We start from the raw sequence: 18,921 nt of genomic DNA on the forward strand, positions 1-18,921 counted from the left end.
AAAATTAGCTACTTTTTAGTGTATGGTTTTTGTTCGAATGTTAATAATACTTACAATTAAGTTTTCTTTCTGAAAAAGAAATAGTTGTATAGTGATTTTGACTTCGAACTAGTCACAGGATGAATAGTTCTTCTCGGTTTGTGAATAAGCAAAGGAAAATATATGCGTTGTTGTTTTTTACCGTGTGCCAACTCTGTTATCTCCACTGTAGTATTGTTTTTTATTGGTTTAATAAGCTTTTCTGCGATAAGTAGTGAAAGCGCTACTGAACCAACAGAAAGTGTCTCGGCCCCTTTGCCTTACACCGTATTTAGTTCATTACCCGCGTACCGAACCCCCGCGCTTTCACCTAAAGGCGATAAGATTGCGTTCGTAAAAAATATAAATGAGCCAGATGAGTTATCAGTTTTTGCTACTTATGACTTAACCACACACAAGATGCATTATCTTATTCACTCAGATAACGAAAAAGTTAAAATCAACTGGTATCGATGGGTGAATAACGAACGACTAGTGCTTAGTGCCCGCTATGAGAGCCGTCGTGGGAATACGCGGGTATATGACACCCGTTTGTTAGCCATGGACTATGATGCTCAAGGCGAAAGCCCGCTAACAGTGCTTGATTGGCGAAGACTCAAGCGAAGAGCGGCAGACCCAAGCCGTGTGCCCCAGTTTCAAGATAATGTAGTGGATTGGCTACCTGATGATCCTGACCACATATTGATGTCAGTTGACGTTGAAACCTTCGCCCTTCCTTCGGTGTACAAGGTTAATATCAATAATGGAAAAACCTCTAGGATAGAACGTGGAAAGCGTAGTATCAGAGAGTGGATAATCGACAGACAGCACAATGTTCGTATCGGTATAACCCTGGATTACGAAAGCGGTGAGCGACACGTTTTACTGAAAAAAGAAGAAGGTGGATGGCGCACTCTATTTAGCTACAACGCGATGAATGAAAAAGGCGAAGAGCCTATCGGTTTCGGTCTCGACCCGAATATTCTTTACTACCGCGGCTATAAAGGCGATTACAAAGCCCTTTATACGTTAGATCTTACCACCAACGAAAGCACCGAAATTCTCGCAGATGAAGGCTATGACGTAAATGGTAGTTTAATCTATTCTGCAATGACCAATGATGCCATAGGGATTCGTCACGACGGCAGACATTACTGGGATGAGCGCTACGTGGCACTTCAAAATGGGTTAGATGAAGCGCTGGTCGATTATGACAATACCCTTGTTAGCTTTAGTCGGGACGAAAAAACCTACATCGTTTATTCTGAGTCCGACACTATGCCTGGGGCTTACTTTATCGGTAATAGGGATAAGGGCTCATTAGATTTTTTGTTTGAGCAATATCCTCAAATTGAGGAAGGCATGTTGACTGAGCACGAGTTAGTCAGTTATACCGCTCGGGATGACACAAAAATTGAAGCCTATTTAACCTTACCTAAGGGGGAAGGGCCATTCCCTACCATCATCCACCCCCATGGGGGCCCAGGCGCACGAGATTTTAGTGGCTTCGATTATTGGACATCCTATTTTACAAATAAAGGGTATGCAGTGCTTCGCCCTAATTTTAGAGGCTCGCAGGGTTACGGGTTTGACTTTGCCCAAAGCCAAATGAAGAGTTGGGGATTGTCGATGCAAGATGACATCACTGATGCGGCTAAATGGATGGTAGAACAAGGCTATTCAACTGAAGATAATATGTGCATTGTTGGGGCTAGCTATGGTGGCTACGCCGCCTTGATGGCAACGGTAAAAACCCCTGAGTTATTTCAGTGTGCGGTAAGTTTTGCTGGAGTGAGCTCACTAAAACATATCGTTATTCACGCTAGACGATTCGTAAATTCAGATTTGGTGAAAGAACAAATCGGTGATGATTTTGACGACCTAAAAGCTCGCTCACCTTATTACAATGCTAAGGGCATTACGACGCCTATATTAATGCTTCATGGGGAAGAAGACCGCGTTGTTAGGCCAATGCAAAGTCGTTATATGGCTGACGAATTAGACGACTTAGATAAAACCTTCAAGTATGTTGAGCTAGATTCAGGTGACCATTATCTGTCTATTCAAGGGAATAGACATCGCTTTTTTGCTGAAATGGATGCTTTTCTAGATAAGTACTTAAAAACAGAATAAACCTTTGATCACGCTGTATTACTAAAACAGCTAGAGCCGCCAAGTTACACGACTAAATAGCGTGAAACTGGCGGCTTTTTGTTCATCTTTACGTTACACTTCAACCCATTCGGCACGGGTGATTTTTCTTCGATATAAATTAATCATTTCGCTAGCCTACACCAATATCATCCCTTCTACGTTAAATAGAGAACTTATGTCCGATACGAATGAGACCGCGCCTAATGCCGGCCAGCCTCAAGGTAAGCCTCCATTAGGAATAGTGGAATTTGTAGCATTGATGGCTACCATGACATCCCTTGTCGCGTTAAGCATTGATGCCATGCTGCCTGCATTATTGCAAATAGGTGAAACATTAAACGTAGACGAACCACACCATACTCACCTTATTGTGACCGTGTTCTTTATGGGAATGGCTTTTGGCCAAATGTTCTTTGGCCCGTTTTCTGATAGTCGTGGTAGAAGGCTTACCATTTTGATTGGGCTATTTGTTTTTGCGATTGGTACTTTTGTGTGTATGTCGGCGACTAATTTAGAAACCATGCTGGTAGGTCGCGTAATACAAGCCTTCGGAGTATCCGGTCCCCGTATTGCTGCCATGGCTATCATCCGCGACTTGTACGTGGGTGACGCCATGGCGCGGGTAATGTCATTTATTATGATGGTATTCATTCTTGTGCCTATGATAGCGCCTATGGTGGGTCAGGCAGTGATGGCCTTTTTCGGCTGGTTTCATATATTCACCCTATTTTTAATTGTGGCAACGTTAGCCGGTACATGGTTTTTCAGCCGGCAAGGGGAAACCTTACCTAGGCATAGACGTAGACCGTTTTCATTTAAGCAATTTTATCTATCTTCAAAATTCATTCTTACTCATGCAACGGTAATGGGTTACACCTTTGCGATGGCAGGTATTTTTGGTTCGTTTCTCGCGTATTTAAGTGCCTCACAAACCATTTTTCAGGTGTATTACGGTGTAGGCGAGATGTTTCCTTACATATTTGCAGTACTGGCGTTCTCGATTGGTTTAGCGTCTTATTTCAACGGCACCATGGTGATGAAGTTCGGCATGAGAAAGTTGTGTCGCTTTGCGCTAAAAGGGGTTAACGGATTTGCCGTGGTCTATCTAGCATTATTGCTCGCTTATGACGGATTGCCACCACTTGTACTCACTGTCATTACCATGTTCGTTGGTTTCTTTTTTGTGGGGATTTTATTTGGCAACTTAAACGCACTGGCCATGCAGCCACTAGGGGAAATGGCAGGGCTTGGTGCTGCTATTATTGGTTCTCTTTCTAGTCTTTTTTCTGTGCCTATCGCGCTGTTCGTAGATAGCTTTTTAGATGGCAATTTATACCCGATAGGCGTGGGCTTTTTTATCTTCTTTGTGTTGGCTTACTTTGCAGTGAAATACGCAGAGCGGGTTCGCGAAAGCGGGGAATAGGTTTAAAAAAGGAATTCATGGACAAGGACGGTATAAACAGTCAGACATAAAAAAGCCCGACCAAATTGGTCGGGCAAGAGGGCTTATATAAAGCACCTAACGACAGAAACTGTCCTAACCGATGATGGCTTTCATGTCAGTCATGTAGCCACGCAGGGTCTTACCTACTTGCTCAACACCGTGAGTGCGAATAGCTTCGTTAATATCAACAAGGCGCTTGTTTTCAACCTGATTAGAGGTTTCTGACAATCCCTTACCAATAACTGAAGTATCGATAGTAGGCATAAATTTCTCACGCAAAATTGGAATTGCTGCATTCGCAAACAAGTAGTTTCCATATTCTGCTGTGTCTGAAATTACCACGTTCATTTCATACAAACGCTTACGAGCGATGGTATTAGAGATAAGTGGTGTTTCATGCAGTGATTCGTAGTACGCAGACTCAGGTAAGATACCCGCTTCAACCATTACGTCGAAGGCCACTTCTACACCGCACTTGATCATGGCAACTAATAGGATGCCGTGGTCAAAGAATTCTTGCTCGCTGATTTCGCCTTCATAGACGGGTGCATTTTCAAAACCAGTTTCACCGGTTTCTTCACGCCATCTAAGTAGGTTAGCATCGCCATTTGCCCAATCTTCCATCATAGTGCGAGAGAACTCACCGCTGATGATGTCGTCTTGATGCTTTTCAAACAATGGACGAAGCATGTCAGTTAATTGCTCTGACAAATCGTATGCTTTTACTTTAGCTGGGTTTGATAAGCGGTCCATCATATTGGTCACGCCACCAATCTTAAGTGCTTCAGTTACTGCTTCTAGGCCGAACTGAATAAGTGCACCAGCATAAGCTGCGTCAATACCGTCAGCTGTCATTTTCTCAAAGGCAAGTACTGCTGCAACTTGTTGCATACCACATAAGATGGTTTGCTCGCCCATAAGGTCAGATTTAACTTCAGCTACAAACGAAGACTCAAGTACACCTGCACGATCGCCACCTGTAGCACTCGCTAATGCTTTAGCGGTATCCCAACCCTTGTTTTCAGGGTCGTTCTCAGGGTGAACAGCAATCAGTGTTGGTACACCGAAACCACGCTTATATTCTTCACGTACTTCTGTACCTGGGCACTTAGGTGCACACATAACCACCGTAATATCGCTACGGATTTGCTGGCCTTCTTCAACAATGTTGAAGCCGTGTGAGTATCCAAGTGTTGCGCCTTTTTGCATTAACGGCATAACCGCTTCTACAACGCTAGCGTGCTGCTTATCAGGCGTTAGGTTATAAACTAAATCAGCACCAGGAATAAGTTCCTGATAAGTGCCAACAGTAAAACCGTTGCTAGTAGCACGTTTGAAAGAGTCACGTTGCTCTTCAATGGCTGCTTGACGCAGCGCATAAGAAACATCTAACCCAGAGTCACGCATGTTCAAGCCTTGGTTAAGACCTTGAGCACCGCAGCCTACAATGACAATCTTCTTGCCTTTTAAAAACTGACAACCGTCAGCGAATTCTTCGCGTGCCATGAAGCGGCAGCGGCCAAGCTGATCTAGCTGCTGGCGTAGCGATAGGGTATTGAAATAATTAGCCATAAAAATTCCGAACAACATTCATTTTCGTCATTATCAACAACCAACCGTGGCGTTGACGACCTCGTCTATGACGACTTGGAACGGAGATTAAGGGATTTCTTTTGTTTTGGAAAATGATATATTTGCAAGATAATATTGCAATAAGTGAAACACTATGGATTTTCGTAGCCTTCAACTGTTTACACATTTAGCCACCAGCTTGCATTTTGGTGATACAGCGCAAGCTATGTATGTATCGCCTTCTACGCTAAGCCGTGTAATACAAAGGCTTGAAGACGAATTGGGGTGCACCCTATTTAAGCGCGATAACCGTAAAGTGGCGCTCACCCATAGTGGTCATAAACTCCTTTCGTTCTCTACCCAGTCTTTAAAAGACTGGCAACAGCTTAAAATTGATTTACGAGAAGACAGTAACTCATTGCAAGGTGAGATAAGTTTATTTTGCTCTGTAACGGCCAGTCAAAGCCATTTACCTGCCATATTACGTCAGTTTAGGGCGCAGCATCCTGGAGTAGATATTCGCTTAATTACCGGTGACCCCGCATTAGCCATAGATAAGGTAAAGCAAAAAGAGTGCGACCTATCGATAGCGATTTATACGCCGGACTTACCTACAGACTTACATTTCTCCCCTTTGGATAACGTGCCTTTGGTACTCATTGCGCCCCGAGACTGGCGATTAACCCAATTGACTCAGGTAGACTGGACCAAACATCAGGTGATCATGCCAGAACATGGGCCAACCAGACGCATCGCTTACCACTGGTTTGCAGAGCATGGTATCAGGCCCAATGTGTACGCTTCAGTAGGCGGTAATGAAGCTATTGTAAGCATGGTGGCGTTGGAGTGTGGCGTAGGGTTCGTACCTAAAGTGGTGCTTGACCATTCCAGTATGGCAAGCCTAGTCACCCAGATACCGGTAGATGATATTGAGCCATACGGACTAGGCTTATGTTGCTTGCAGGACAAGCAAAACGAACCCCTTATTAACGCGTTTTTGCAGTTAGAACTGGCTCCTTAACCGTTGGTTATAAAGCTATTGGCTACTGAGCTGTTTAATTAAGGTATCTAGTGCCCTGTAACCTAGCGCTTCTGCTAAATGAGCACGGGTGACGGTAGGCGTTTCAGATAAATCCGCCAATGTCCTTGCTACTTTAAGGGTGCGGTGGAATACCCGCATCGACAAATTCAATTGCTTAGCCGCCGCTTGTAAAAAGCGTAAATCGGTATCGGTTAGTTGGCATAAATCAGCAAGCTCACCTGCATTTAACTGTGCATTGGGCTTACCCTGTCGAAGAAGCTGCACCTCCCTTGCCCTTAATACCCTATCCCTAGCCTCTAACATGGAATCAGAGGCAGAGTTTACCGGTGGCGATAAATCGTAACTAGCCAGCCTTGGTACTTCTACTTGTATGTCTATTCTGTCCAATAAAGGGCCAGATAACCGATTTAAATAACTTAACTGTTGTTGTGGGGTTAACCTGTTATCGTCTATATCGCCGGTGGGGCTTGGGTTCATTGCTGCAATTAACTGGAAATTAGCGGGGTATGTGGCGCTCGCCATAGCTCGCGATATATGCACATCCCCCGTTTCTAAAGGCTCTCTAAGTACATCTAATGCACGGCGGCCAAATTCAGGTAACTCATCTAAAAATAATACGCCATTATGGGCTAACGAAATTTCGCCAGGTACAGGCTGCGAGCCGCCTCCGGTAAGGGCAATTGCCGAGCTCGTATGGTGTGGGCTGCGCATATGGCGCTTTAAAAACCGCTCCACATTCAAGTTTTCCCCTTTAACTGAATGGATGGAGGCGACTTCCAGCGCCTCCTGTTCAGTCATGGGGGGTAATAGTGCAAGCAACCTACTGGCCAGTAAGCTTTTGCCTGTACCTTGTGGGCCTACCATTAGCAGGTTATGGCTACCTGCTGCGGCAATGGTTAATGCACGTTTGGCTTGGGTTTGGCCAATAATATCATCCCAACCCATACTGCTAGATGAAGAGGCGCAAGGGCTAAAGGGCTGGCCCTTATTGAGTTTCTTATTATTTGCTAAGTGCTCGTAAACAGATAGAAGATCAAAGGCTGGGTAGCGCGTAGCGTAAGAGACCAACGAGGCTTCAACATCGTTAACTCCCGGAAAAACCAATGGTGTGTCATCGTCGGCGGCAGCAATTAAAACAGGAACAAGCCCACTCACAGGCTTAATTTCACCGTTCAAGCCAAGTTCGCCCACAAAGGCAATATTAAGCACACTGGTATCGGGAAGATAACCAGACGCTACCAAAATACCTACCGCAATGGGTAAGTCGAAGCGACCGCCGTATTTAGGAATATCAGCAGGGGCCAAATTAACGGTAATGCGTTTTGCGGGGAAATCGAAACCGCTATTAATGAGCGCACTGCGCACTCGTTCCCTAGCTTCTTTTACACTGGTTTCCGCCATGCCCACCAACTGAAATGCGGGTAAGCCATTAGCCAAGTGAATTTCTACCGATACCTCGGGGGCTGCTACGCCTTGCCCCGCAAAGGTTTTAACTACTGCCATGCTCATACTTTGTTGCTCTTGAAGGAAGTACCTTAAAGGGAATACTTTAAGTGAGCATGGTAAAAGCTGAAACTGTACTTAGGGCAAGAAGAAGGACTAATTTTCGTTGTAAAAGACCGGCATTTCCCAGTGCCAGCGCAAGGCGCCCAGTCGCATTAATACCGTGGTGGCAAGCGCAACTGCACCGCACCATTGAGCCTCCAAGCCCAAGTACATAGCTAGCCCGTAGGCCATCCCGCCAGCAATACAGGTCGTCGCATAGAGTTCTCCGCCTAATACTAATGGCACTTCTCTGCATATTACGTCACGTAATAGACCACCAAACACCCCTGTAATGGTGCCCATGGCAATGGCGACGGCGATGCCAGTGTCATTGGCTAAGGCTTTTTCAATACCCACTACATTAAATAGCGCTAATCCAAAGGCGTCAGCAATAAGCAAATAGTGATAAGGGAAGCGCGGACTAACTCGTAACCAAATGATAGGAATAAAGGCAGCAATCAGCGTGGTGTAAAGGTAATCGTTATCTGCAATCCAGAATACGGGCACATCTAGCATCATGTCTCGCAATGTTCCGCCACCAATGGCGGTGGCACTTGCCAATACAATAACGCCAAACCCGTCCATCCGTTTTTGATAGGCCATTAGGGTGCCAGAAATAGCACACACGGCTACCCCTGCTAAATTTAACCAGTGGAACCAGTCTATCATTTTATTGCGATACCTTTATTTATCTTGTGAAATACGCTTTTGAGCCGCAAAATACTTGATTTTGGCTGTGGTTTCATGTTATTTCTTTGCCCAATTAAGCATGTAACGGCCAATTCATGTTTAATCGGGGTAAATAAGCCATAGCCCTATCGTACAACCATTCATTTTAGCATTCATCCATGGAATTGGGTGTTGCTCGTCAATTAAATCTGTAAATTCAATAGCATAAGCTTATTGTTTTTATCTGATGTCCTTTGTTTTTACGACAAACGACAGTGTTTCAATGTCAGTGATTAAGCACAGATGCGTAAATTTATGTGTCCGCGCGTCGCGTATTGCATCCCATGTATTGGGCGCTCGCGCACTGTCATGTATCATTCGTCTCGGTATTAATATTTCCGCAAAACGCGGTTCGGGCTTTACGCTCAATTTTTGAAGGATTACTCATGGCTAAGCAACCTGCCGAACATATTTGGTTTAATGGCGAATTGAAACATTGGAAAGACGCGACTGTTCACGTAATGACGCATGCTATTCATTATGGCTCGTCTGTATTTGAAGGTGTACGTGCATATAACACGCCGGATCAAGGCACTTGTGTTTTTCGTTTGAACGACCATAACCGTCGTTTGTTCGATTCAGCTAAAATCTATCGTATGACCATTCCATACACGTTAGATCAAATTAACCAAGCTACCCTTGATATCATTCGTGAGAACAAATTGAAATCAGCGTACATTCGCCCTATCGCGTTTTACGGTGATATTGGCATGGGACTTCAAGTGCCTTTCGGTACAGAAGCTGAAGTTGCTATTGCTGCATTTGAATGGGGCGCTTACTTAGGTGAAGAAGCCCTTAAAAATGGTGTAGATGCGGGTATTTCTTCTTGGAATCGCTTAGCTGCTAACACCATGCCTACTGGTGCTAAAGCCGGTGGTAACTACTTATCTTCACAGCTTATCTCGATGGAAGCCCGTCGTCATGGCTACGGTGAAGGTATTGCCCTTGATACTAATGGTTTTATTAGTGAAGGCGCTGGCGAAAACATTTTCGTTATACGTGACGGCATTGTGGTTACTACACCAAAAACCGCGGCTATTCTTCCAGGTATTACTCGCGATACGTGTATCACGCTATTACGTGACAAAGGCTACGAAGTTCGCGAAGAGAATATTCCTCGTGAAGCCATGTACTTAGCGGATGAAGTTTTCATGTGCGGTACAGCGGCAGAAGTGACGCCAGTACGCAGTGTAGATGGTATTGAAGTAGGTGCGGGCGGCCGTGGCCCAATCACCAAAGAAGTTCAAGATATGTTCTTCGGTCTTTTCAACGGTACTACTGAAGACAAGTGGAACTGGTTAACACCGGTTTACAAGTAATTAATTTAGCTATTTATTAAACGGGAAGGATTTTATGCCCAAGTTACGATCTGCAACGACTACGCAAGGTAGAAATATGGCCGGCGCACGCGCTTTATGGCGTGCAACGGGAATGAAGGATTCTGATTTCGGTAAACCTATTATTGCTATTGCTAACTCTTTCACGCAGTTTGTGCCGGGGCATGTGCATCTAAAAGACATGGGTCAATTAGTCGCACGAAGCGTTGAAGCCGCTGGTGGCGTAGCAAAAGAATTTAATACTATCGCGGTAGATGATGGTATTGCTATGGGCCATAGCGGAATGCTTTACAGCTTGCCTTCCCGTGAAATTATTGCTGATGCAGTAGAATACATGGTGAACGCGCACTGCGCCGACGCCATTGTATGTATTTCTAACTGCGACAAAATCACTCCAGGAATGTTAATGGCGTCATTGCGCTTAAACGTACCTGTAGTGTTTGTATCAGGCGGTCCGATGGAAGCGGGTAAAACCAAGCTTTCTGACCAAATCATCAAACTCGACTTAGTCGATGCCATGGTAGCCGCTGCTGACGATAAAGTCAGTGATTCTGATACCGACGAAATTGAACGTTCTGCATGCCCTACCTGTGGTTCATGCTCAGGTATGTTTACTGCAAACTCAATGAACTGCTTAACCGAAGCGCTAGGTTTATCGCTTCCGGGTAACGGTTCAATGCTAGCGACCCACGCAGACCGTGAAGGTTTGTTCAAAAAAGCGGGTTCGCAAATTGTAGAGCTGTGTAAACGTTACTATGGCGACGATGACGAAAGCGTGTTGCCACGTAACATTGCTAACTTCAATGCCTTTGAAAACGCCATGAGCTTAGATATCGCCATGGGCGGTTCAACTAATACGATTTTACATTTGTTAGCAGCAGCAATGGAAGGTGAAATACCCTTCACTATGAACGACATCGATAGACTGTCACGTAAGGTTCCGCACTTATGTAAAGTGGCACCGTCTACCCCGAAATACCATATGGAAGATGTGCACCGCGCTGGTGGCGTATTGGGTATTTTGAATGAATTAAATAAAGGTGGCTTACTGCATGGTGATGCAAACCATGTGTTAGGTAAGTCGCTTACAGAAGTAATTGCCGATTGGGATATCACTAACCCAGAGAATACCGATGCAATTAAATTTTTCCGCGCAGGCCCTGCTGGTATTCGTACGACCCAAGCGTTCAGCCAAAGCTGTCGTTGGGATGAAGCAGATGCAGATCGCGAAGACGGTTGTATTCGCTCGGTTGAAAACGCCTTTAGCCAAGAAGGCGGCCTAGCTGTGTTATACGGTAATGTGGCAGAAGATGGCTGTATTGTTAAAACCGCTGGTGTTGATGACTCAATTTTGAAGTTCACCGGTACTGCACGTATTTATGAAAGCCAAGATGATGCCGTAGCCGGTATTTTGGCTGACGATGTGAAAGCAGGCGATGTGGTATTCATTCGTTACGAAGGCCCACGCGGCGGACCGGGTATGCAAGAAATGCTATATCCCACGTCATACTTGAAGTCGAAAGGCTTAGGTAAATCGTGCGCACTCGTTACCGATGGCCGTTTCTCGGGCGGTACTAGTGGCCTGTCGATTGGTCACTGCTCACCAGAAGCTGCCAGTGGCGGTGGTATTGGTTTAGTTGAGCACGGCGATAAGATTGAAATTGATATTCCAAATCGTAGCATCAACATCGCTATTAGCGATGAGGAGCTTGCAGAGCGCCGCGCGAAAATGGAAGCCAGCGATAAGCCTTGGCGCCCTAAAGATCGCGTTCGTGAAGTATCAACATCATTGAAAACCTTTGCTGCATTGGCCACCAGTGCGGATAAAGGTGCAGTACGTGATGTATCGAAACTGGAAAATCTATGACCGTTAGCGATCACGACTATCTAAAGAAAATTCTATTAGCCCCTGTTTACGATGTAGCCGTAAGCAGTGAGCTTTCTTACATGTCGTTGTTGTCTGCCGAATTAGGCAATGAAATATTCTTAAAGCGTGAAGATCAGCAGCCGGTAAAGTCATTTAAGTTACGCGGTGCTTATAACCGAATAAGTTCGTTAAGCGAAGCACAACTTAATGCCGGCGTTATCGGTGCTTCAGCCGGTAATCACGCACAAGGTTTGGCGTACAGCGCTAGGCGCAAAGGCATTCAGGCAACTATTGTGATGCCTGAAACGACCCCTGACATCAAAGTTGATGCAGTACGCCGTTTTGGCGGCGACCATGTAAACGTTGTGCTTCATGGCACGAGTTTCGATCAAGCAAGTGGCCACGCGAAAGCGCTTTGTGCAGAACATGGTTATACCTTTGTGCCACCCTTCGATGACCCTGATGTAATCGCGGGTCAAGGAACGGTTGCTCGTGAACTGCTAGAGCAAAACCCTAATCTGGATATTTTGTTTGTTGCGGTAGGCGGTGGCGGTTTAGCGGCCGGTATTGCGGTTTATTTAAAGCAGTTAAAGCCAGAGATTAAAATTGTTGCTGTGGAATCGGAAGAGTCTGCCTGTTTTGCCTTGGCGCAAAAAGAAGGTGCACCTGCTGCACTTGAAAACGTAGGCATTTTTGCCGATGGCGTTGCCGTTAAAGTGATGGGGCAAGAAACCTTTAGGCTGTGTAATCGCCTAATTGATGAAACCATGACGGTAAGCAACGACGAAATCTGCGGTGCTATTAAAGATATCTTTGATGACACCCGCGTTATTGCTGAGCCTGCTGGGGCCTTGTCTGTAGCTGCTATTCGAAAGTATGCCAAGCAGCACGACCTTACGGGTAAGAAGCTAGGCGGCATTTTATGCGGCGCGAATATTAACTTCCATACATTGCGTTATGTGTCTGAACGCTGTGAACTGGGCGAGCAAAAAGAAGCCGTATTTGCAGTGAAAATACCCGAGCGCAAAGGGGCATTTAAGCAGTTTTGTGAATGTGTTGGCGCAAAAGCGATTACCGAATTTAACTATCGTTATGCTAATGACGACGAAGCCCATATTTTCGTTGGGGTTAAATTAAAAGGCGGTCAGCAAGAGTTTCTAAGCCTGCAGAGCGACTTAGAAGATAAAGGCTATCAGTGCTTTAACTTAACCAATAACGAATTAGCCAAACTACACGTTCGTCATATGGTAGGGGGAAGACCACCGGCCATTCTTAACGAGCAAGTATTCAGTTTTGAATTCCCAGAGCGCCCTGGCGCATTGCTAACCTTCTTAAACACCCTAGGTGAGACGTGGAACATTACCTTGTTCCATTACCGCAACCACGGTGCGGCAGAAGGCTTGGTATTAGTTGGGTTTGATATTGCCCCTGAAAGCCGAGACGCTTTCAATGAGCATGTTATTGAACTTGGCTACAAAGTAGATGAAGTAACACAAGATCCTGCCTATAAGTTCTTCTTGTCACAACCATCTAAGTAAAGAGCAAACCGTTTTCGCTTTACCTCGCTTCAAGTTAAGCATGGCTTACCTTGGGGCGAGGTAAAGCGTATTCCAAATCAATAAAAAAGCCGAAGCGTTGTATTTCAACGTTTCGGCTTTTTTGTGGCATCGATAAGAGTCTCTTCAGCGTGCAGCGCTGTAACTAGTTACTAGCTGCAACCACATTGACAAAGTATAGGCTAGTTATGCAATACCACGTTCTCTAGATGCTGGGTCATTTCAGGCCATACTAGCGCCATCACGTCTTCCCGAAGTGCTTCACACTCTTCAGAGTATTTCAGGCTGCCATCTTCGGTAGAGTCTAACCAATGGTTATCTTTTAACGCGCTAATAAAGCTAGAAAGTACGTTCTTATCGTAAAACTCAGGTGAGCTTAGCCCATAAAGGGTAGATAAGCGTTCTGCCACTTGGCGGCTAGTGCGTTCAAGTGCGCCGCGACTTATCACTTTCTCTTTGTCTAAAATAGTTAGCACTACCGCATAACGCTGCAAGGTTTCTTGCATACAACGGCTTAATAACCATGCTGAATGAAACTGCTTTTGCTGGGCATCAGGTGGAAGTAAATCACCCTCTTTAATGCGCAGTAAGCCTTGGTCAACTAATGCATCGATAAGTGCATCTGTGTGTGCAAGGGCTTCATCTTGTGACAAGTGTAAAAATAGCTCACGCTGAAGCAGTGGATACAGTGCGGCAATAAGCTGGAAAACAGAGGCTTTAGTAATCCCCTTATGCGCAAATACACTCGCCATGATAAGGCCAGGCAAAGCGAACAAGTGCAAAATATTATTACGATAATACGTAAGATAAACCGCAGATTTTGGCTGAGGACTAATTAAACGACCATAGTCATCTTCTTTTATCTCGAATTTGCCTAGCTTCAATGTCTCGTCGAATAACGCTTTCGGACTGGCGTCAGGAATAGTGGCGTCGGCACTGAAAGGAACAGTTTTAAACAAGTTAATGAAGTCGCCCATTGCTTGTTTAAGCTCTGCTTCACTCATGGTTTGCGTTTTAGACGACAGCAAACATAGTGACGTCAACGCCATGCCATTTACTGCTGCGGCTCGGTTAATACGCGTCATTACATTGTTTGCGAGCTCGTTTACTGCAGGTGTTAGCCATGCAGGTTTTTTCTCTGGCTCGGCATCACGGCATTCTCGCCAGTTTGGCACATGGGTTTCTAAAAATTGATTCAGCTGAATAGGCTCACCAAAGTTTACATAGCCATGGCCGTAGTTTTTAAGCTTACGAATAGCTGAAAATACTTGCCAGTTAGATTCTTTTTGCTTCTTTGTACCTTTCAATTCGTTAAGGTAGCTCTTCACTTCCATCACGTTTTCATAGCCGATATAAACCGGCACTATGCTAACGGGCCTATTAACCCCTTTCAGCATGGCTTGAATGGTCATAGCAAGCATGCCTGTTTTAGGCGGAATAAGGCGACCAGTTCGACTACGCCCACCTTCAGGATAATACTTAACCGAATAGCCTTTATTAAACAGTAACTCTAAATACTCACGAAATACCGCGGTATACAGTTTGTTACCAGCAAAGCTTCGGCGTAAAAAGAAGGCGCCGCCTCGGCGGAATACTTTACCTATGGGCCAGAAATTGAGGTTTATACCCGCAGCGATATGCGGGGTTACCATGCCTTCATGGTAAATTACGTAGGTAAGTAAAAGGTAATCCATGTGACTACGGTGACAAGGTACGTAAACAATTTCATGACCGTTTGCGGCCAACTCTCGAATACGTTCAGAGTGACCAACACTAATACCGTTATAAATTTTGTTCCAAATTCGGGTAAGTAGGCGGTCGCCGAAACGAATTAGCCCTTCACGATAGTCAGCGGCTATTTCGGTAATATAAGACTGCGCTCTTTCTTTCGACGCTTCGTGAGTGATTTTTTTACTGCGAGATTCTTCCGCCATGGCACGGCGCACCGCATCAGAGCCAAGCACGCTGTTGTTCAATTCTTGGCGCTCTAACAGGGTAGGCCCCGTCATACTTTGGCGTTTACGCTGAAAGTGAGTACTGGCTACACGCACTAATTTATGCGCAATACTTTTGTCGCTACCATGTTGGTTTGACATAGCACGAGCCGATACTGCTTTTGAGTAATTGATAAAATTATCGCGGCCCAAAAATATCACGATAAAGAGCTTTCTTAGCCAACTTGGCGCAGCGTTGTCGGCAATAAGATCGGCTAAACCTGGTGTGCCTCGCCCTGGTGCACGGCCCCAAGTTACAAACACAGGAACGACCTGCAAATCTAATTGATGGTGATCTCTGTGCAAATGAAACAGGTCGGTAAACACATCCTCAATACCCGTATCGTCCGCTTCTGAACGAAAGATAGGCTGGGTTTTGCGTAAAAACAGCGTAGAGGGATACTCTCTTCCGGCTAACGTCAGTGTGTCCGTTGGGCTAGGTAGACCTAGCGCTTCAGTCGACATTCTAAGCGCAAGTTGATCCGTCACCGAGTTTGCTGGAAGCAGGTAAACGATAGGCTTTGATTTATCGATACCAAGCTCAGACTCTACGTTTACGGGAATGCTGTGGGCTTTAACCAGCAACTTAACAGGATAATGAAATAGCGACAAAAGGGCTTTTCGCATCCACGACATGAATTCTGTAATCCTATGAAATTAAAACGGGGGAAGTGTACCACATCTCGTGCAATGTCACGCAGAGGCCGTGGAGCTGTTTGAAAGCGTCATTTGTATAAATTGTCACCTTAGCTATAGATTGAGAGATTTCTTACACTCAGATCAATTGGTGACAACACCTTTATAATGCATTGCCACGTCGCAGCGTTCATAAGCACAACCAAATTTTTGCATGATTTCTTCACAATGAACAAAGCCATTTTTCTCATAAAGATGAATGGCGGCCTCGCACTTCTTATTCGTCAAAAGAAATAATGTATTAAAAGCGATGGCAGGTGCGCTGTTCAACACATGTTGCAGCAAGCCTTCGCCTACTTTCAACCCTCTTGCTTCACTGACCACACCCATCTTAGTAAGTTCGAATACCCCTTCCCCTTTTTTCATTAATGCGCATGTACCAACGATGCCAAAATCTGGATGTTCAGCAAACCAAATGTATCCACCCTTGTCGATAATATTACGCTGAGGGTTGCCAATAACGGCCTCATCAACGGGCTCTAAACGAAACATTTTGGTGATCCACTCTCTATTAATACGGTCAAAGTGAGGGGCTAGCTCGGGGGTATAGTCGAGGTAATGCAACATGACGGAACTCAATGCTCTGATTAAGGCTAAATAAAAGAAAGGTTACTTTATGCCTTAACATCAAACTTGTCATCTCGACGTAGGCCATGTTGAAGGCACATATTCTATTGGTGAGCGCGGTTTCACTAGACTGTCTAGTCAAGCTGACGCTTTCATTTATACGAAAGTTTAATTTTTGTTAATACACCTTTTAATTAGTAAGCAATGTGTCTAGAATCCAGCCTAAATAAGAATATGTATCATTTTTAATACTGTTTAAATTATTATTAAGGAGATTTGCTTGAAACCTGGTAAAGCAATTATTTCTACTGCTGTTCTATTGGCACTTTATGGCACACCTATTTTGGCTCAAGACAAAAAGGTTAAATCGGATGAAAGCGTTGAACGTATTACTGTACGTGGCGCCTTCTTTGGTCAGCAAGTGGCCACAGCGGTTAAAACCCCTACATTGCTAATCAATGTGCCTCAGTCGGTCTCCGTAGTAAGTGCGCAGCAAATTTCAGAACAAGCATTGTTTAGTATCGCCGATGTTATGCAATACACCCCAGGTGTGAGCATTGGACTGGGTGAAGATCATCGCGATCAGGTGACTATTCGTGGTCAAAACACCACTGCCGATTTCTTTGTCGATGGTCTTCGTGACGACGTTCAATATTTCCGCCCTCTCTATAACTTAGAGCGCGTTGAAATCTTGCGTGGCGCGAACGCACTGCTATTTGGTCGCGGAGGCGGCGGTGGCGTGGTTAACCGTGTGACTAAAGTGGCCAGTAGTGCAGAAGATTTCACTACACTGTCTGCCGGTATTGATACCTTTGGCGCAGGTTCTATTAGTGTCGACACCAATAAAGTCATAGATGCTAATAATGCTTTTCGTTTTAACGGTGTATTTGACAGTATTGATAATCATCGTGATTTTAAAGACGGTGAACGTTACGCGATTAACCCTACCTACACATGGCTGGCTAACGACGACACTACGGTAGTGGCATCTTACGAATACGTAAATGATGACCGTTTAGTAGATAGAGGTATACCTTCATTAGATGGTGCGCCGCTGGAAGGCTTTGACGACACTTATTTTGGTGATCCAGACTTCAACAATACTACTCTAGAAGCCCATATTGCTCGCGTTCGTGTTGATCATTCTTTATCGCAATATTGGAACTTGAACGGTACCGTTCAAGTTGCAGATTATGATAAAGCTTATCAGAACTTGTACCCCGTTAATTTTGACGCTGATGCAGGCACAGTAACGTTAGACGGATATCGTGATACCACCGCCCGTGAGAACACCTTAGTTCAACTAAACCTAATTGGTCAGTTTGCCACGGGCGATATTACCCATACATTATTGACGGGTGTGGAATACGGCAGCCAAGATACAGAAAACGCCCGTCGTGACGCGTTTTTTGCTGACAGCCAAGACGATCAAGTCACTTTTACGTTTAGCGACCCATTAGTTATTCCTTCAATGACGCTAACAGACCCAGTAAGGGATCGTGCATCAGATGTCACCTTTACGTCAGCGTTCGTGCAAGATGAAATTAAACTAAACGACAATTGGATTGTGGTGGCCGGTCTTCGCTACGACAATTTTGATATCGATGTGGTAGATAGCATTGAAGTAGCAAACGGTGCTGACGACGGCAACGATGGTTTTCTATCAAGCTCTGATTCACAAGTGTCGCCTCGAGCAGGTGTAATTTACAAGCCAGCGGAATCAGTATCGATTTACGCCAGTTACAGTAAATCGTTCTTGCCTCGTTCTGGTGATCAATTCCTTTCGCTCTCACTTTCAAGCCAAGCGCTAGAAGCAGAAGAGTTTGAAAATAAAGAAATTGGCGTTAAGTGGAATTTATCTGACTCGCTAAGCGTGACAGCAGCGGCATTTGAAGTTGAACGTGAAAACGGTACAGCGCAAGATCCTAACAATCCAGAAGCGTCTATTTTAACTGGTACCGAAACCAAAGGTTTTGAAGTGCAGGTGGTGGGCAAGCTTTCAGAGCGTTGGGCAATCAATGCTGGTTATAGCAACCTAGATGGTGAAGAAATGGGCCGAATTGTAGATGGCACATTGGCGAACCGCGATTTAGCGCAGTTACCTGAGCATATGCTGACGTTATGGAACCAGTATGAAGTAGACGATAAATGGCGTGTTGCATTAGGCGTGATTTACCAGTCTGAACAGTACGCGTCATTAAATAACACCGTTGAACTACCTGACTTTGTTCGCGTAGACGCTGCACTTTATTACGATTACAGCGAAGACGTTAAAATTCAGCTAAATGTGGAAAACCTATTTGATGAGGACTACTTCCCGTCGGCGCATAACGATAACAATATTGCTACCGGCGAGCCGCTTAACGCCCGTGTAAGTTTGCAATATCGATTCTAAGATTA

Annotated in this window: 12 protein-coding genes; 7 read left to right on the forward strand and 5 right to left on the reverse strand. The window is 44.9% G+C overall.

Going from position 1 to position 18,921, the window contains the following annotated elements:
- Positions 1–162 precede the first annotated feature (162 nt).
- Together Q4561_RS07080 and Q4561_RS07085 are read left to right on the forward strand one after the other, a co-directional pair.
- Positions 163–2,151: a S9 family peptidase gene (locus tag Q4561_RS07080; protein WP_303458656.1), complete on the forward strand. Its 1,989-nt coding sequence runs from the start codon at positions 163–165 to the stop codon at positions 2,149–2,151.
- Between the two features lie 196 nt (positions 2,152–2,347).
- Positions 2,348–3,595 (forward strand): multidrug effflux MFS transporter, encoded by a 1,248-nt coding sequence (locus Q4561_RS07085; protein WP_303458658.1) that lies wholly within the window; start codon positions 2,348–2,350, stop codon positions 3,593–3,595.
- A gap of 114 nt (positions 3,596–3,709) precedes the next feature.
- Here Q4561_RS07085 and ilvC read toward each other — a convergent pair whose 3' ends face one another.
- The gene (gene ilvC / locus Q4561_RS07090) at positions 3,710–5,188 is read right to left on the reverse strand and encodes a ketol-acid reductoisomerase (RefSeq protein ID WP_303458659.1); all 1,479 of its coding nucleotides are present in this window, start codon (positions 5,186–5,188) and stop codon (positions 3,710–3,712) included.
- 154 nt (positions 5,189–5,342) lie between these two features.
- Here ilvC and ilvY point away from each other — a divergent pair, with 154 nt between their 5' ends.
- The gene (gene ilvY / locus Q4561_RS07095; protein WP_303458660.1) at positions 5,343–6,209 is read left to right on the forward strand and encodes an HTH-type transcriptional activator IlvY; all 867 of its coding nucleotides are present in this window, start codon (positions 5,343–5,345) and stop codon (positions 6,207–6,209) included.
- Between the two features lie 15 nt (positions 6,210–6,224).
- Here ilvY and Q4561_RS07100 read toward each other — a convergent pair whose 3' ends face one another.
- Complete coding sequence (locus tag Q4561_RS07100) at positions 6,225–7,739, reverse strand: YifB family Mg chelatase-like AAA ATPase (protein ID WP_303458661.1); 1,515 nt, start codon at positions 7,737–7,739, stop codon at positions 6,225–6,227.
- 90 nt (positions 7,740–7,829) lie between these two features.
- Complete coding sequence (locus Q4561_RS07105) at positions 7,830–8,444, reverse strand: trimeric intracellular cation channel family protein (RefSeq protein WP_303458662.1); 615 nt, start codon at positions 8,442–8,444, stop codon at positions 7,830–7,832.
- 446 nt (positions 8,445–8,890) lie between these two features.
- On the opposite strand from Q4561_RS07105, the gene Q4561_RS07110 reads away from it, so the two are divergent.
- Genes Q4561_RS07110 through ilvA form a run of 3 tightly spaced genes read left to right on the forward strand, consistent with a single transcriptional unit; the run spans position 8,891 to position 13,246 of the window.
- Positions 8,891–9,823 (forward strand): branched-chain amino acid transaminase, encoded by a 933-nt coding sequence (locus Q4561_RS07110; protein ID WP_126871502.1) that lies wholly within the window; start codon positions 8,891–8,893, stop codon positions 9,821–9,823.
- Between the two features lie 34 nt (positions 9,824–9,857).
- Positions 9,858–11,708 carry a dihydroxy-acid dehydratase gene (gene ilvD / locus Q4561_RS07115; RefSeq protein ID WP_208804668.1) on the forward strand — a complete coding sequence of 617 codons (1,851 nt, stop codon included), beginning with the start codon at positions 9,858–9,860 and terminating at the stop codon, positions 11,706–11,708.
- Entirely contained in the window at positions 11,705–13,246 is a 1,542-nt protein-coding gene (ilvA, locus tag Q4561_RS07120; RefSeq protein ID WP_303458664.1) for a threonine ammonia-lyase, biosynthetic, read from the forward strand. Before ilvD ends, ilvA begins: the two co-directional genes overlap by 4 nt.
- Before the next feature lie 200 nt (positions 13,247–13,446).
- On the opposite strand, the gene plsB is transcribed toward ilvA, so the two are convergent.
- Together plsB and Q4561_RS07130 are read right to left on the reverse strand one after the other, a co-directional pair.
- Entirely contained in the window at positions 13,447–15,894 is a 2,448-nt protein-coding gene (gene plsB / locus Q4561_RS07125; RefSeq protein WP_303458665.1) for a glycerol-3-phosphate 1-O-acyltransferase PlsB, read from the reverse strand.
- A 144-nt stretch (positions 15,895–16,038) separates the two neighbouring features.
- Positions 16,039–16,521 (reverse strand): GNAT family N-acetyltransferase, encoded by a 483-nt coding sequence (locus tag Q4561_RS07130; RefSeq protein WP_303458666.1) that lies wholly within the window; start codon positions 16,519–16,521, stop codon positions 16,039–16,041.
- Positions 16,522–16,801: 280 nt separating this feature from the next.
- On the opposite strand from Q4561_RS07130, the gene Q4561_RS07135 reads away from it, so the two are divergent.
- The gene (locus Q4561_RS07135; protein WP_303458667.1) at positions 16,802–18,916 is read left to right on the forward strand and encodes a TonB-dependent siderophore receptor; all 2,115 of its coding nucleotides are present in this window, start codon (positions 16,802–16,804) and stop codon (positions 18,914–18,916) included.
- The last annotated feature ends 5 nt before the right edge of the window (positions 18,917–18,921 follow it).

Origin of the sequence: Alteromonas sp. 1_MG-2023, assembly GCF_030547075.1 — a bacterium.
GTDB lineage: Bacteria > Pseudomonadota > Gammaproteobacteria > Enterobacterales > Alteromonadaceae > Alteromonas.

Coding starts and splice junctions, on each gene's coding strand:
- Q4561_RS07130 (WP_303458666.1), bottom strand. CDS start 16,521: ATGTTGCATTACCTCGACTATACCCCCGAGCTAGCCCCTCACTTTGAC.
- ilvA (WP_303458664.1), top strand. CDS start 11,705: ATGACCGTTAGCGATCACGACTATCTAAAGAAAATTCTATTAGCCCCT.
- Q4561_RS07080 (WP_303458656.1), top strand. CDS start 163: ATGCGTTGTTGTTTTTTACCGTGTGCCAACTCTGTTATCTCCACTGTA.
- Q4561_RS07110 (WP_126871502.1), top strand. CDS start 8,891: ATGGCTAAGCAACCTGCCGAACATATTTGGTTTAATGGCGAATTGAAA.
- ilvD (WP_208804668.1), top strand. CDS start 9,858: ATGCCCAAGTTACGATCTGCAACGACTACGCAAGGTAGAAATATGGCC.
- Q4561_RS07085 (WP_303458658.1), top strand. CDS start 2,348: ATGTCCGATACGAATGAGACCGCGCCTAATGCCGGCCAGCCTCAAGGT.
- Q4561_RS07100 (WP_303458661.1), bottom strand. CDS start 7,739: ATGAGCATGGCAGTAGTTAAAACCTTTGCGGGGCAAGGCGTAGCAGCC.
- ilvY (WP_303458660.1), top strand. CDS start 5,343: ATGGATTTTCGTAGCCTTCAACTGTTTACACATTTAGCCACCAGCTTG.
- plsB (WP_303458665.1), bottom strand. CDS start 15,894: ATGTCGTGGATGCGAAAAGCCCTTTTGTCGCTATTTCATTATCCTGTT.
- Q4561_RS07105 (WP_303458662.1), bottom strand. CDS start 8,444: ATGATAGACTGGTTCCACTGGTTAAATTTAGCAGGGGTAGCCGTGTGT.
- ilvC (WP_303458659.1), bottom strand. CDS start 5,188: ATGGCTAATTATTTCAATACCCTATCGCTACGCCAGCAGCTAGATCAG.